Genomic DNA, 14,505 nt, shown 5'->3' on the forward strand with positions numbered 1-14,505 from the left:
GCGCAGGCGCTGCCCGCGCTCGCCCGGCGGCGGAAGAGGGTGGTGGTGGTAAGTGGGCCGGGCGCGTAGGTGGGGTCGGTGGCGGCGCCGGGGGCGGGGGCCCAGGTGGCGCCGTTGTCGGTGGAGAACTCCCACTGGTAAACCGGCGTGCCCGCGCCGCCCGTGGCCGCGGCGGTGCTGGTCAGCGGCGACACGGGGCTGCCAGCGCACACGGTCTGGTCGGCGGCAATGGTGCCAGCCGTCAGGGCCGGCAGGATGGTGATGGTTACAGGGTCGGTAAAGGTGGGCGTGCAGTAGGGCGCTGACCGGTCAGGCAGCAGCAGCAGCACGCGCCGCCGATAGGAGGTCGGGCCGACCGGCAGCGAGCTTGGCGGCGTGTAACTGGCAGTTGTAACCCCGGTACCGGTATAAGGACCATTATTAAATGACGTTTCCCACTCATAAACGAACGGTAGTCCGGCGTCGCTGGAAGCACTGGCGGTGCTGGTAAGCGTGGCCGGTGGCTCTCCAGCGCATAGCGTTTGGGGGCCGGCTATGCCACCCGGTACCGGCAAATTTGGTACTAGAATGCTGCCCGAGCTTTCACGACAAAAACAGTCGGTGTCAATGCGCAGCGTCACGGTGTAGTTGCCGGGCGTAGCGTAAGTATGAGTGATGACGGAATCTGTTGCAGAAGGTGTTGTTTTAACGCCATCGCCAAAAGTCCAAGTATAGATTTTCCCAGAAAAGTTAATGGGCGGGGCCGTGAAAGTTATTTGCCGACAACCCGTTATCTCAAAGCTAGGCCCCACGCGCAGCAGGGAGCTTTGGTTGAAGTTGACCAGGCCCAGGCCGCTCAGGCGGCTGCCGCCCAGTTGTAGGCTGTCGTCGGCGTAGCCGACCTTAGCTCCCAGCGAATCGGGGAAGGGGATGAAGCCCAGCGCGGGCTGGTTGTTGCGGGCCACGTAAATCTTGCCATCGGGCGCGGCCTGCATCGAGCCCAGGTCGGCGGGCGTCGTCTGGTTCAGCGGAATGTTTTGCTCGGTGACCGGCCCGGGGCCGCTGATATCGAATTGCAGCAGCTTGGGCGGGTTGTTTACCGTGGCGTAGAGGTAGCTGCCGGGCGAAAAACTCACCCCATAGTATTTGCCTTCGCCGCTGTCCACGATGAACGGCACCTGCGGGTTGACGCTAACCTGGCCTGTACCGGTATCAAACCCAAACAGCTCGACGGTGCTGCTGCTGTCGCCCACCGCCTCGCTGTAGCGGGCCAGGGCCAGCCGCTGGCCATCGGGGGTCACCTTCATCTGGCCTTTGTAGCCCAGGGCCGCCTCGCTCGGCGCGTGCAGGCTACCTACTGTGGAGAGAATCGGCGGGTCGATGACAACTGGACCTACATAGCCGGGTGTTTGCCGCACGCGGTAGGCCAGAAAGGCATCGCCCCGGTTGTCATTGCCGGACTTGGCATCGCCCCAGCCGTGCGCGATAACCCAGATGTCGCAGCCGTTTCTGTGGAATACGCCCGTTAACTTTTCCGCCGTGCCGCGGGCCAGGGGCGTGTTTTTGGTAGCGAGGACGACGGTACCCGGCCCCCCACCCGCCGGAATCTCTATTTCCGAATAGCTCAGGCCCACGGTGCTGTTCAGGGTGAAAAGCAGGTAGCGCGTCGGTTGGCCCGGCAGCGGGATGCCCGGCAGCTTAATGGGCAGAGGGCCGTCGGTGGTGAAACGGTTGCCGGCCAGGCCGTTGCCGTTGGTCATCACGGTGCCGTCGCCGTTCCACACGGTTTCGCCGTTGCTGTAAAAGAGAATAGCCCCGTTCCTGTCCGACATCACCCCCGAGCCGGCGGGAGCATCCATCGCCCCGTTAGTGAGCACCTTCGGAAGGGAGTCGGCAGAGGCTTGGTTGAAGTCCAGCCCCGCCCGAAAGCCGAAGTACCAGGTGTTGGCAAACTTCTCATCGGCCGCGCAGTCCGGGGGCGGCGTGCCCTGGGCCAGGACCGTGGCGGCGGCGCCGCTCAGCAGCAGCAATAGCAGCGTCAGCAGCCAGCTGACTGCGGGACAAGCCCGCCCGGCCGAACTCCGGCCGTTGGCCTTGGCCAGTTGGCCGGGCTCAAACGTTTGCGGGGAAAAAGCGTTGGTATTGGATATGGTAGGGGGTAATAGCTCTGCGGGCATAGGGGAGCAGATAAGTGGTGGACCGGTAAGCGGTTGTTCAAGCAGAAAAGTGCCGCTCGCGACACTTAACAAACGACGCCTGATGGTCTGCTATTGCGAGAGAAAGCGCTACCAGCCGGTTTCAGTAAAGCTACGCACGGACATCTGGGTTTGTGCAAGGCAATGTCCGAATAGTGATGAGGCCTTGTGGCAAGGAAAATAGGCCATGCCGGTACCTTAAGCGACTTCTGGCGCTCCTTGTTTTCGGGTGTGCAAGAAGTGAATCTTCCTGCGGCTAGTTGCCCAGCCACGGCCGCACGGGCAGCGGGTCGGGGCAGCGGGCCAGGAGCTCGGTCACGCTCAGGCCCAGCCGCGGGTGCCGCACCTCCGGCCCGATTTCGGCCAATGGCACCAGCGCAAAGCGGCGCTCGGCCAGCCGGGGGTGCGGTACCGTGAGGCTGGGCTGGTCGATAAGGGCCGGGCCGTAGAGCAGAATGTCCACGTCGAGCGTGCGGCTGCCCCAGCGCTCCAGCCGCTCACGGCCAGCGGCCTGCTCGGTGGCCAGGCATTGCCCCAGCAGCTCCTCCGCCGTCAGGAACGTCCGCACTGCCAGGGCTTGGTTGAGAAAAGCGGGTTGGTCTTCGCGGCCCCAGGCAGCGGTTTCGTACAGGGCCGAAGCGGCCATTATTTCCCCCGCCACGGCCGCCAGGTGGGCCCGCGCCGTGCGCAGCAAGGCCGTCCGGTCGCCGAGGTTGCTGCCCAGCAGTAAGTAAGCCGTTACCGGAATGCTCACGCCTGGCGCTGAAAAAAATCGGCAGTCTGCTCGGCAATGAAATGCGCGGGTTCGGGCAGCGTGGCGGCCGGCCAGGGGTGCGCGCCGCCAAACATGTGCGTGGCGCCGGGCACGAGCAGCAGTTCGGCATCGGGCTTGAGCTGCTGCAGGGCGTGGGCGGCGGCGTGGGGCACGGTTTCGTCCTGGTCGCCGTGCACCAGCAGCAGGGGCTGGCGCAGGCGGCGGCGCACGTTGTGCGGGATGTCGAGGCGCGGGCGGTTGGCCACGTAGTCCTCTACTATTTGATAGTGCAGCGGCAATTGCTGGCCGGTGCGGGTGTTGGGCACGTGCAGCACGCCGGTGCGCTGCCACTCGTCGAGCATGGGCTGGGGCCAGCGCTGGTCCACGTCGGCAATGCCGGCCCAGGTGGCCACGGCTTTTATGCGCGGGTCTTCGGCGGCTTTGAGCAGCACTAGGCCGCCGCCGCGGCTGTGGCCCACCAGATACAGGCGGCTCAGGTCCAAGTCGGCGGCGGGCACGGGCGAAGCGTCGGGCTCAAAAAGCGCGTCGATGACTTGGCCAATGTCGTCGAGCTCAATGCTGAAATTGTTGCGTCCAAAAGCTTCCAGGTCCTCTAGGTCGCCGGTGCCGCCCACCACCAGGCCGTTGTGCGAGAGGTTGAGCTTGACAAAGACAAAGCCACGCCCGGCAAAAAAATCGGCCAGCAGCGGGAAGTGCCCCCAGTCCTTGAACCCTTTGAAACCGTGCACAAAAACCACCACGGGCTTGGGCTGGCCGCTGGCCTGGTAGGTGGCATCGGCTTCAAACGGCCGGCCGTGGCGGGGGCCAGTGAGCAGAAAAGGCGAACGGGTAAGCATAAAGCGAAGGTAGGAACGGTGAAATGGTGAGGTGGTGAACTGGTGAGTTTGTTGTTTAACCGGCGCGATGTACGCAAGCTGCGCAAACCGAACAGCAAACTCACCAACTCGCCACCTCACCATTTCACCATCGCCTGCCGTATCATTGTTGCCGTAATGCCCCAACAACCCACTATCACCCTCGACCAGATTCAGGCCCCCATTGCAGCCGAAATGGAGGAGTTTGAGCACAAGTTTCGCCAGTCGATGCGCACCAAGGTGCTGCTGCTCGACAAGATAATGGGCTACATCGTGAAGCGCAAGGGCAAGCAGATTCGACCCATGTTCGTGTTTCTCACGGCCCGCGCCGCCCGGCCCGAGCCCGCCACCGCCGCGGACCTGCCCGATGCTTCGTTTCGCGGCGCTGCCCTCATCGAACTGCTGCACACCGCCACGCTGGTGCACGACGACGTGGTGGACGAAAGCAATTACCGCCGCGGCTTCTTCTCCATCAATGCGTTGTGGAAGAATAAAATTGCCGTGCTCGTGGGCGACTATCTATTGTCGCGCGGCTTGCTATTGGCCTTGCAAAACGACGACTACGATTTATTGAAAATCGTGAGCAACGCGGTGCGCGAATTGAGCGAAGGTGAATTGTTGCAAATAGAAAAAGCGCGCAAGCTCGACATCACCGAAGAAGTTTATTTCGACATCATTCGCCAGAAAACGGCGTCGCTTATTGCGTCTTGCACGGCCGTGGGCGCATCGTCCGTCGGCGCCGACAAAGAGACCATTGAACGGGCCCGTTTATTCGGCGAAAAAGTAGGCATTGCCTTTCAAATAAAAGACGACTTATTTGATTACGGCACCGCCGAAATCGGCAAGCCCGTGGGCATCGACATCAAAGAAAAAAAGATGACGCTGCCGCTTATTTATGCCCTCCAGCAGGCCAGCTGGCTGGAAAGGCGCCGCGTTATCTTCAACGTGAAGAACAACGAAGGGCACCGCGACCGGGTGCAGCAGGTAATTGAATTCGTGAAAAAATCGGGCGGCCTGGACTACGCCATCAACACGATGAAAAAGTACCGTGACGATGCCCTGGAAATTCTGCACACTTTCCCAGAATCACCCAGCCGCACGTCGCTCGAACAATTAATTAATTACACGATAGAACGGGAAAAATAGGACCACAGATTAAACGGATTTTAGCGGATTACCACGGATTATTTGTGGTTCCGCACTGGCAGGTGTTAAATGCGAAAAGGCCGCTCAACTTGAGCGGCCTTTTTACTTGTGCTGTCAACTATGCCGTACTGTATGTACCGGAGTTGAGATATGGCGGAATCACAAAGAATACGTTTAATCTGCGGTCGCGACCTGGTAGCTCACTTCCTTGGCGTCGCTCACTTTGAACGTCACGCCGTCGAAGGTGCTGTCGACTTCCAGCGTGTGAACGATGTCGCAGCCGGGGCACTTCACTTCTTCAATTTCGTGGTTGTCGGCGTGTTCAGGCGAGTCGGCTTGGTCGTTGGGGGCTGGCACGCCGAGCAGGTCGGTGAAGACTTCGGTGTTGCACGACGAGCACTCAAACTTGAGACCGACGGCGCGGCCTTGCAGGTCGGCGAGCGGTGCGGGCGAGTTGGGTTGTTGCTGAATCCACATAAGGCAAGGGTGTTAGGGGGAAGAAAGGAAGGGAAGAAGAGCGCCGAGGCCCGGTTGAGGTTTACGGGCTGGGTTGAAAAAAGATGAACCGGCCCCAGCCGACAGCTATTTTTGAACCCCCGCACCCGAGCGCCCCCTCGACTCATGACCATGGTAAAATCTGCTGACCACGCCCTGCCCGCCCGTTTTTCCCTGCCGCGGGTGCCGCGCTGGCGCTCCTTGCTGCGCTCCTTCGCCCTGGCCAAAGACCCGCTGCCCGTGTTGGACGCCACCCTTGCCCGCTACGGCGACACCGTGGAGCTGTTCATTGGCGGCATGGAAAAAAGCATTCTCACCCGCGACCCCGGCCTGACGCAGCACATCCTCCAGAAAAACCACCGCAACTACGCCAAATCGAAGTTTACGCAGGGTTTCTCGCGCTACATCGGCCACGGCTTGCTCACCAACGAGGGACCCGACTGGCTGCGGCAGCGCCGGCTCATTCAGCCCGGCTTTCACCGGCAGCGGGTGGCGGGCCTCACTGGCCTGATGCAGGAAATAACGGCCGAAACGCTGGCCCCACTGGTAGCCCAGGCCGGCAGCGCAGGCGGCACTACCACGGTGGAGGTGCATGAATTGATGACGCGGCTCACCTTTCGCATCATCGCCCGCTCGGTGTTCAGCACCAACTTTCCCGAAGCCGAACTCGACCGGCTGGCCGGGCTCATCACCGAAATCCAGGCGTTTTTCGTGCGCTCCATTCGGCAGCCGTATTTGAAGCCTTGGTTCCAGCTGCGCGGGCAGTTCAGCCGGCACGATGCGCTGGCGGCCGAGCTGCGCGCGCTGTTGGCCAACCTCGTGGCCCAGCGCCAGCAAGCCAACGCCCAGCCCACCGCCACCCCGCCCGACGACCTGCTGCAAATGCTGCTCGACGTGCGCTACGAGGACACCGGCGAGCCCATGACCCCCGAGCGCGTCATCGACGAATCCCTCATTCTGCTGGTGGCCGGCCACGAAACCAGCGCCAACGCCCTCACCTGGCTTACCTACCTGCTCGCGCATCACCCCCAGGAGGCCGCCGTCATTCAAGCAGAAATGGCCGCCGTGCTGGCCGGCCGCACGCCCGCATTCGAGGACTTGCCCCGCCTGGGCACGGCTCTATATGCGGTGCAGGAGGCCATGCGCATCTATCCGCCTGCCTGGATGGTAGACCGCGTGGCCCTGGCCGACGACGAGTACAACGGCCTGCGGATTCCGCAGGGCACGCTGTTTTCGCTCTATTTCCACGGCCTCCACCACGACGCCAAGTATTGGGAGGCGCCCGAGGAGTTTCGCCCCGGCCGCTTCGCGCCCGGCCAGCCCCGGCCGGTGCAGCCGTTTGCTTACGTGCCCTTCGGGGGCGGGCCGCGCCTGTGCATCGGCATGCAGTTCGCCCTCACCGAAATGCAGCTTGTGACGCTGGAGCTGCTCCGGCAGTTCGACGTGGAGTGGGTGGCCGGACAGGCCTCCGTGACCATGCAGCCGCTCATCACGCTGCGGCCGAAGAATGATTTTCGGGTGCGCCTGCGGCTGCGCTAGAGCATCCAGTGGCTGTACGGAACCGCTTCCTGGCTGGCGGGCACAGCGGCTTTGGCGGGGGCGAAGTGGTAGGTGAGCACCGGTGGGAAGGCGTGGGTGGCCACAAATTCGGCGGTGCGGGTCCGGAACAAGCTGCTCAGGCTGGAGCGCACGTGGTTCGGAATGATGACCAAGTCCGCCTGCACCTGTTGCGCGTATTGTTCGATGCCGGCCGTGGTGCTGCCGGCGTTGAACTCGGCCAGCCTGGGGGCGCGCAGCTGGGTGCGTTGGGCAAAATCCTTCATGCGCTGGTGCGCCGCAAAGGCGTCACGGTCGCCCACCACGTGCAGCAGGTGCAGGGTGGCTTCCGGAAACGTGGCCAGCATCTCGCGCAGCGGCCCCACGGCTTGCAGGGTTTCTTCGGTGAAGTCGGAGGGAAAGATGATGTTTTTCACCTCGAACGGCACGTGGCGGTGCTTCACGGCCAGCACCGGGCACGGCGCCAGCCGTATCATGCGCTCGGTGTTTGAGCTCACGAAAAAGTGCGCCGCTCCGCTGTGGCTCCGCGCGCCCATCACCACCAAGTCGGCGCTGTAGCGCTCAATGGCCCGAAGAATGCTTTCTTCCACCGGCCCGGTTTTGATGGTTTCCTGCACCGGCACGTCGCCCGCAAGGTCCGCACCCTCCACCAGGAGCCCCAGCAGGCGGCGTTTGGTGGCTTCCATCAGCTTGATGGGGTAGATGGCGTCGATGCCCGGGCCGCCCACGGCGCCGCCCAGCGTGCTAAAGCCGCCCGACGAGTCGTCTAGGTCTTCCAGCACGTGCAGCAGCGTGACGGTGCCGCCTGCTTGCCGGGCCAACTGCAGCGCCACCTCGTAGGCGTGGTGGGCTTCGGGCGAGAAATCGGTGGGTACCAGAAAGTTTTTCATGGCCGAAAAAATTAGGTTTCATCCGCCAGGGAGACGGCGCCGCACAGCCGCCGCTTATCCCCGAAGAACGAGGCCTAATATACCGATTTATCGCCTAGATTTCAAGCTCATAGGTCCCTATTATTAGTGGCGTATGCTTGTGCTGATGGATGCTAAAAGCATGGTCGTGCGGATGACGAAGGCACGGTCATACAGATAATAAAAAGGAACGGTCATGCTGATTTGGTGCATGTACCAACTGTTCGCAAGCCCTCAACGGCAGCCTATTCCTTGAGCAATTTATCGACGGTGCGGTTGAAGCCGGCAATTTCCTCTTCGTAGTACTTGCCCGTGCCCGGCCCTGCGAAGCCCGTGTGAATCTTGCGCACGTTGCCCTTTTTGTCGAGGAAAATGGTGGTGGGGAAAGCCAGGAACTTGGCCAGCTGCGGCATCGACTTGGCCACCGAGTCCTTGTTGCTTACGCCGGCCACCGCCAGCTCGTAGCCAATGTTGAACCGCTCGCGCATGTTGCGCAGCCGGGCCGCGGCCACTTTGTAGTCGGGGCTGCGCTCGTAGCCCAGGCCGATGACCTCCACGCCGCGGGCCTTGTTTTTCTCGTACCAGGGCGCCAGGAAGTTGGTTTCGTCCATGCAGTTGGGGCACCACGAGCCCAGCACCTGCACCACCACCACCTTGCCGCGGTACTTGGGAGCGGTGGGTTCCACCACGCCGCCCTCAAATACGCTGGGGAACTTGAAATTCAGCCGGCTTTCGCCCTTTTTGAGGTAGGTGAGGGTGTCGGCGTCGGGCAGTTTGGCCGTGGGGTCTTTCACGGCGGTCCAGGTTTCGTGGCCGGACTTGCCGGAGTAAAAGTTGCCGGTAATCTTGGTGGAGCCTTGCAGCTTGCCGTCGAACAAGAAGCCGTGGCTGCCGTCGAAGGTCGAGAGCACCATGTCCACGTTGGGGTCTTGGTTGACGAGGTTGCCGGCCAGGTAGCGGTAGTCGCCGGTGGTGGTCAGGAAGGTGCCGACCACTTGGTTGCCGGTTTGCTTAAAAACGCCCACGGCCGGGTATTTTGCGCCGGTTTCGTCCTTAAACTCGGCGCGCCAGGTGCCGGAGACGTTGCGCGTATCGCCCGGCATGGGGGGCTGGGGCGTGTTGGCGCCGGCCATGGCCACCAGCGGAATGCGGTAGGGCGTTTTGCTGTCGTACTTCACCCACGTGCCCTTGATTTTGTTGTCGCCGTCGGCCCGCACCACCAGCGCCGCGTCGAACGCGTGCAGGCGGATGGTGGTCGAGTCGCCCACGGTTTTGATGTCCTCGCAGCGCAGCCGCTCGTCGCCGTTTAGGCCTTTGTTTACCAGGTACACCACCGGCTGGCCGTTCTCAACGGCCACGTCGAGCCGGAAAGGGGTGGCCCGCTGCTGGGCCATCAGGAAGCCGTGCCACGGGCCGGGCTTTAGGCCCGCAGGCATGATGGTGGCCTGGGGCGCGTCGGCGGTGGCGGTTTCTTTTTTGTCGGAGGATTGGCAGGCGGCCAAGTTCAGGCCCAGAGCGGCCGTAGCCAGCAGGCGAAGGGAAATGCTATTCATAAGTAACCGCAAAAATGCAAACGGAAGCTCCACAACCCATGCCCGTGGCAATAGGTTGCGGCCGGTGCGTTGCTTACCGCCACACCTTAAGGAGTGAAAACGCCTGAAATAACCCGAACGCCGCCTTGAAATACTTCGTTACTCAGTAAAAAACTGCATCTGCTTGCGGGGTTAGGTCCTACTTCCCGCGGGCACTACATTTGCACCACCACTCTTTTACCTAAGTATCCTATGGCTTTCGACCTGGAAATGATTCGCACGGTGTACGCCGGCATGGGTTCCCGCATCGAAGCGGCCCGCGCTGCCGTGGCGCGCCCGCTCACCCTCACCGAAAAAATCCTCTACGCCCACCTCTACGGCGGCGAAGTAAAGCAGGCCTACGAGCGCGGCGTTTCTTACGTCGATTTCGCCCCCGACCGCGTGGCCATGCAGGACGCCACCGCCCAAATGGCGCTGCTCCAGTTCATGCAGGCCGGCAAGCCCACCGCGGCCGTGCCCAGCACCGTGCACTGCGACCACCTCATTCAGGCCAAGGACGGCGCCACCGCCGACTTGGCTGAAGCTAACGCCGAAAACAAGGAAGTGTACGACTTCCTGGCTTCGGTTTCCAACAAATACGGCATCGGCTTCTGGAAGCCCGGCGCCGGCATTATCCACCAAGTGGTGCTCGAAAACTACGCCTTCCCCGGCGGCATGATGATTGGCACCGACTCCCACACCCCCAACGCGGGCGGCCTGGGCATGATTGCCATCGGCGTGGGCGGTGCCGACGCCGTGGACGTGATGGCCGGCATGGCGTGGGAATTGAAGTTCCCGAAGGTGATTGGCGTGAAATTGACCGGCAAGCTCAACGGCTGGACCGCCCCCAAAGACGTCATCCTGAAAGTAGCCGGCATCCTGACCGTGAAAGGCGGCACCGGCGCCATCGTGGAGTACTTCGGCGAAGGCGCGGAGAGCCTGAGCTGCACCGGCAAAGCCACCATCTGCAACATGGGTGCGGAAATTGGGGCTACGACCTCGGTGTTCAACTACGACGAGAAGATGGCCGACTACCTGCGCAGCACCGGCCGCGCCGAAATCGCTGACGCCGCTTCGGCCATTGCCGCCCACCTGCGCGCCGACGACGAAGTGTACGCCCAGCCCGAGCGCTTCTACGACCAGCTCATCGAAATCAACCTGTCCGAGTTGGAGCCCCACGTGAACGGCCCCTTCACCCCGGACGCCGCCTGGCCCATCTCGCAGTTTGCCGCCGCGGTGCGCGAGCACGGCTGGCCCGCCAAGCTGGAAGTCGGCCTCATCGGTTCCTGCACCAACTCTTCGTACGAAGACATCACCCGCGCCGCCTCCATCGCCAAGCAGGCCGTGGAGAAAGGCCTGCACGTGAACGCCGACTTCACCGTGACGCCCGGCTCGGAGCTGGTGCGCTACACCGTGGCCCGCGACGGCCTCCTCGACACGTTTGCCGAGATGGGCGGCGTGGTACTCGCTAACGCCTGCGGCCCGTGCATCGGCCAGTGGGCCCGCCACACCGACGACCCCAAGCGCAAGAACTCCATCATCACGAGCTTCAACCGCAACTTCGCCAAGCGCAACGACGGCAACCCGAACACCCACGCTTTCGTGGCTTCACCCGAAATCGTGACGGCTTTCGCCATCGCCGGCGACCTGACCTTCAACCCCCTCACCGACACCTTGCAAGGCACCAACGGCCCCGTGAAGCTCGACGAGCCGCACGGCGTGGAGACGCCTCCGCGCGGCTACGCCGTGGAGGACGCCGGCTTCCAGGCCCCGGCCGAGGACGGCAGCGCCGTGCAAGTGCTGGTGAGCCCCGCTTCCGACCGCCTGCAGCTGCTCGACCCCTTCCGGCCCTGGGAAGGCACCGACCTGAAAGGGTTGCGTCTGCTCATCAAGGCGCAGGGCAAGTGCACGACGGACCACATTTCGATGGCCGGTCCCTGGCTGAAATACCGCGGCCACCTGGACAATATCTCCAACAACATGCTCATCGGGGCCACCAACGCCTTCAACGGCGAGGCCAACCGCGTGTGCGACTACACCACCCAGGGCGACGGCTACACCACCGTGCCCCAGGCGGCCCGCAACTACAAGGCCATGGGCATTGGCTCGGTGGTGATAGGCGACGAGAACTACGGCGAAGGCAGCTCGCGTGAGCACGCCGCTATGGAGCCCCGCCACCTCGGCGTGCGCGCCGTGATTGTGAAGAGCTTCGCCCGCATCCACGAAACCAACCTCAAGAAGCAGGGCATGCTGGCCCTGACCTTCGCCAACAAGGCCGACTACGACCTCATCGAGGAGGGCGACCTCATCGACATCCTCGGCCTGACCACCTTCGCCCCCGGCCAGCCCTTGCAGGCCCGCCTGCACCACCCCGATGGCGACACCGACCTCATCACCCTCAACCACACCTACAACGCGGGTCAGATTGAGTGGTTCAAGGCCGGCTCGGCCCTGAACTTGATTCGGATGATGGAGCACGGCGAAGCCCAAATGTCGCAGAAGTAAGCCGGTTGCAGTAGCAGCCTAAGCCGCAACGGCCGCCTCAGGAGACTGGGGCGGCCGTTTTGCTGTGTTTATGCTCCAATTTTGAACCTTATGATTACGTTGCTCATTCGGAGTTGCACTCCGAATGCCGCCTGCTGGGGGCTTGCAGCCCCAATTGTCGAACAACACTGGGCGGTGAAAGCGGAGTAGAACTCCGCAGCAGGCGGCATTCGGAGTGCAACTCCGAATAAGCAGCGTTGAGCTAAGAGCTAACCCAGAAATAACACATCCAACAGGCCGCCTTGCTCGGCGTAATTGGAGGCAGAGCTGTAGAGGTAGTGTTCAGCTTCGCACACCAACTCGGCCCGGACAGGGTTCTGGTGCAAATAGTGTAGCTTTTGCAGCGTGAAGTCCCGGGTGATTAGTTCTTTGGCCTCATTGCCTTCCTGCCAAAATTTGTAGATTTCGCTTTTGGCATCCGTGCGGGCGTTGTAGGCAAAGCGGTGCAGCATCCACTGGCGGCGGCTTTCGGGGTCGCGCTGGATGGCGGTGGTGATGGCCTTGCTGGTGTAGCGCTTATAATCGCGCAGAATGTCGGACAGGTGCTTTTCGGGCGCTGCGCCGGCGATAAGGTGCAAATGATTGCTCATCAGGCACCATGCATAAAGCTCAAGCCCTTTGTGCTGCTGGCAGTAGCGTAGTGCTTCGACAATGACGTGACGGTAGCCGGGCCGGGTGAATACATCAACCCAATCCACCACGGTCATGGTAAGAAAGTACACGTGGTCGGGAAAAATCCGGTTTTTCTGGCCCATTAATGCGCAATTTCCTTTGCTCTTGCTCTTTCGGAGTTACCCCTTACTTTCGGAGTTACACTCCGAAAGTAAGGGGTTGCGGAGTTAAACTCCGCTTAGGTGGGCGTTGTCGTTCAACGATTGGGGCTGTAAGCCCCGGGCAGGCGGCATTCGGAGTGCAACTCCGAATGAGCAGCGGGGTGCAAGCAGTAATGAACGGCTGAGATACAACCCAGAGGCGAGGAAGAAACAACACTTTCTTCAATGCTTGACGTACACCCGTGAACGTATTATTCTATAAAACAGAACAATAACGACATGGATACGCTCGTCTATCTAAAGAACATGCTGCGCGATAAGCAGGTGGCCTCCTTCACGCCGACCTCCGCCTTTGCCATTGAAAGGATATGCAGCCGAATTGATTTCGGCCAAAGAAATGTGATTGTGGAATACGGTCCGGGGACCGGCGTTTTCACCCACTATCTCCTGGGCCATCTGACTCACGATTCCGTGCTGATTCTGATTGAGCGCAACGAAGACTTCGTGCACATCCTCCGCGAGACCTTCCACGACCCGCGGCTGTTCGTCTTTCACGAAAGCGCCGAGAACGTGGCGCAGGTATTGGCCGATTGCCACGAAGAGCAAGCCGATTACATCGTTTCGGGCATTCCGTTCTCGTTCCTGCCGCATGAGTTGCGCGCCACCATCGTTGCCAGCTCGCATGAGTGCCTGAAGCCGGGCGGCAGGTTTCTGGCTTACCAGACGTTTTTCCAGATGGACCGCTTCTTAAGAGACTACCTGGACCGGCGTTTCAGGGCTGTTGAAACAGAAATATATCTGTTCAACGCGCCCCCGCTCAAGGTATTCGAGGCCGTGAAGTAGCGGCCGAACCATATGCTGCGCCGGCGTGGACATTCAGCTGCTTCTTTAGGCTGTTGGGCTGGGTAGCTTAGGAGCATCCAGGGCCGCGAAGTGCCGCAGGCGGTAGCAGTTCATGGCCGTTTCGCCGAGTTGCTCGATGAGGCGGTAGTTGGCCACGGCGCCCACGGCCGCTCCGATGACGGGTACGAGCTGGGCCATTTTGGCGAGGTCGATGTAGTCGCGGTACTCCTGCTGGAAGGTGCGCCAGTCGAACTCGTGCACGTCGGTGGGCAGGGTGTGGCGGTAGGTGTCCCAGGCCGCGAGGCGGCGGTAGGTTTCGTTGCGGGTGTGCTGGCTGCTAAAGGCCAGCTGGAAGATGTGCAGCAGGTAAAGCCGCTCGGTGTAGTCCCGCACGTCGTGGCCGTAAAGGGCCGCCACATCGAAAAGGAGCTTGATTTTGAACCCCAGCAACAAAGGAAAGTCGGCGAGGCCCAGCAGGAAGCCGCCCGCACCGGTCACGGCGCCCTCGGCGGTGGCCATGGTGCGGTAGTTATTGATTTGGCCGCGCACGGCCAGCTCGCGCGTGGCCAGACTGGCGTCGCCCAGGGGCTGGCGGGTGGTGTGCTGAGAGCCGAACAGCACGCCGCGCACCATCTGCTTGATGGCGGCCGTGATGGCCAAGTGCACCTTTTCGGGCAGTAGGGCGTTGAGCCGCATTTGCACGCGCCGGGCCAGGTTATTGAGGAAGGAGGGCGGCCGCTGCATCTTCTGCTGCCAGGCCTGGAGTTCGAGGCGGGCTTGCTGTTCTTCGGGAGTCATGGGAGTAGTGCGAACGATGTAGAGACGCATATTTGCGTCTTGTCGGTGAACAAAATCGGCGAAACCG

General features: G+C 61.8%; 12 protein-coding genes. 4 read left to right on the forward strand and 8 right to left on the reverse strand.

Going from position 1 to position 14,505, the window contains the following annotated elements:
* The 3 genes from VF629_RS01390 to VF629_RS01400 form a co-directional block, all read right to left on the reverse strand.
* The coding region (locus VF629_RS01390) for a PKD domain-containing protein (RefSeq protein ID WP_331056648.1) at window positions 1–2,156 on the reverse strand (2,156 nt) is incomplete at its 3' end.
* Between the two features lie 274 nt (window positions 2,157–2,430).
* Window positions 2,431–2,928 (reverse strand): 2-amino-4-hydroxy-6-hydroxymethyldihydropteridine diphosphokinase, encoded by a 498-nt coding sequence (gene folK, locus VF629_RS01395; RefSeq protein ID WP_331056649.1) that lies wholly within the window; start codon window positions 2,926–2,928, stop codon window positions 2,431–2,433.
* Window positions 2,925–3,785: an alpha/beta hydrolase family protein gene (locus VF629_RS01400; RefSeq protein WP_331056650.1), complete on the reverse strand. Its 861-nt coding sequence runs from the start codon at window positions 3,783–3,785 to the stop codon at window positions 2,925–2,927. The genes folK and VF629_RS01400 overlap by 4 nt, the downstream gene beginning before the upstream one ends.
* A 156-nt stretch (window positions 3,786–3,941) precedes the next feature.
* Here VF629_RS01400 and VF629_RS01405 point away from each other — a divergent pair, with 156 nt between their 5' ends.
* The gene (locus VF629_RS01405) at window positions 3,942–4,949 is read left to right on the forward strand and encodes a polyprenyl synthetase family protein (RefSeq protein ID WP_331056651.1); all 1,008 of its coding nucleotides are present in this window, start codon (window positions 3,942–3,944) and stop codon (window positions 4,947–4,949) included.
* A 174-nt stretch (window positions 4,950–5,123) separates the two neighbouring features.
* Here VF629_RS01405 and VF629_RS01410 read toward each other — a convergent pair whose 3' ends face one another.
* A complete protein-coding gene (locus VF629_RS01410; protein ID WP_331056652.1) occupies window positions 5,124–5,426 on the reverse strand; it encodes a hypothetical protein in 303 nt (100 codons plus the stop codon).
* A gap of 150 nt (window positions 5,427–5,576) precedes the next feature.
* Here VF629_RS01410 and VF629_RS01415 point away from each other — a divergent pair, with 150 nt between their 5' ends.
* Window positions 5,577–6,983 (forward strand): cytochrome P450, encoded by a 1,407-nt coding sequence (locus VF629_RS01415; RefSeq protein WP_331056653.1) that lies wholly within the window; start codon window positions 5,577–5,579, stop codon window positions 6,981–6,983.
* Here VF629_RS01415 and VF629_RS01420 read toward each other — a convergent pair.
* Window positions 6,980–7,891 carry a universal stress protein gene (locus VF629_RS01420; protein WP_331056654.1) on the reverse strand — a complete coding sequence of 304 codons (912 nt, stop codon included), beginning with the start codon at window positions 7,889–7,891 and terminating at the stop codon, window positions 6,980–6,982. The two genes, VF629_RS01415 and VF629_RS01420, sit on opposite strands and share 4 nt — an antisense overlap.
* Before the next feature lie 263 nt (window positions 7,892–8,154).
* Window positions 8,155–9,462 (reverse strand): TlpA disulfide reductase family protein, encoded by a 1,308-nt coding sequence (locus VF629_RS01425; protein ID WP_331056655.1) that lies wholly within the window; start codon window positions 9,460–9,462, stop codon window positions 8,155–8,157.
* Between the two features lie 231 nt (window positions 9,463–9,693).
* Between VF629_RS01425 and VF629_RS01430 the strand changes: the two genes are divergently transcribed.
* On the forward strand, window positions 9,694–11,985 hold the full coding sequence (locus VF629_RS01430; RefSeq protein ID WP_331056656.1) for an aconitate hydratase: 2,292 nt from the start codon (window positions 9,694–9,696) through the stop codon (window positions 11,983–11,985).
* A gap of 248 nt (window positions 11,986–12,233) precedes the next feature.
* Here VF629_RS01430 and VF629_RS01435 read toward each other — a convergent pair whose 3' ends face one another.
* Complete coding sequence (locus VF629_RS01435) at window positions 12,234–12,779, reverse strand: REP-associated tyrosine transposase (RefSeq protein ID WP_331056657.1); 546 nt, start codon at window positions 12,777–12,779, stop codon at window positions 12,234–12,236.
* A 297-nt stretch (window positions 12,780–13,076) separates the two neighbouring features.
* Between VF629_RS01435 and VF629_RS01440 the strand changes: the two genes are divergently transcribed.
* Complete coding sequence (locus VF629_RS01440) at window positions 13,077–13,640, forward strand: class I SAM-dependent methyltransferase (protein WP_331056658.1); 564 nt, start codon at window positions 13,077–13,079, stop codon at window positions 13,638–13,640.
* 45 nt (window positions 13,641–13,685) lie between these two features.
* Here the strand turns inward: VF629_RS01440 and VF629_RS01445 are convergent, their stop codons facing one another.
* On the reverse strand, window positions 13,686–14,438 hold the full coding sequence (locus VF629_RS01445; protein ID WP_331056659.1) for an EcsC family protein: 753 nt from the start codon (window positions 14,436–14,438) through the stop codon (window positions 13,686–13,688).
* Window positions 14,439–14,505: the final 67 nt, after the last annotated feature.

Source organism: Hymenobacter sp., assembly GCF_036388155.1.
In the GTDB taxonomy this organism is placed as follows: domain Bacteria; phylum Bacteroidota; class Bacteroidia; order Cytophagales; family Hymenobacteraceae; genus Hymenobacter.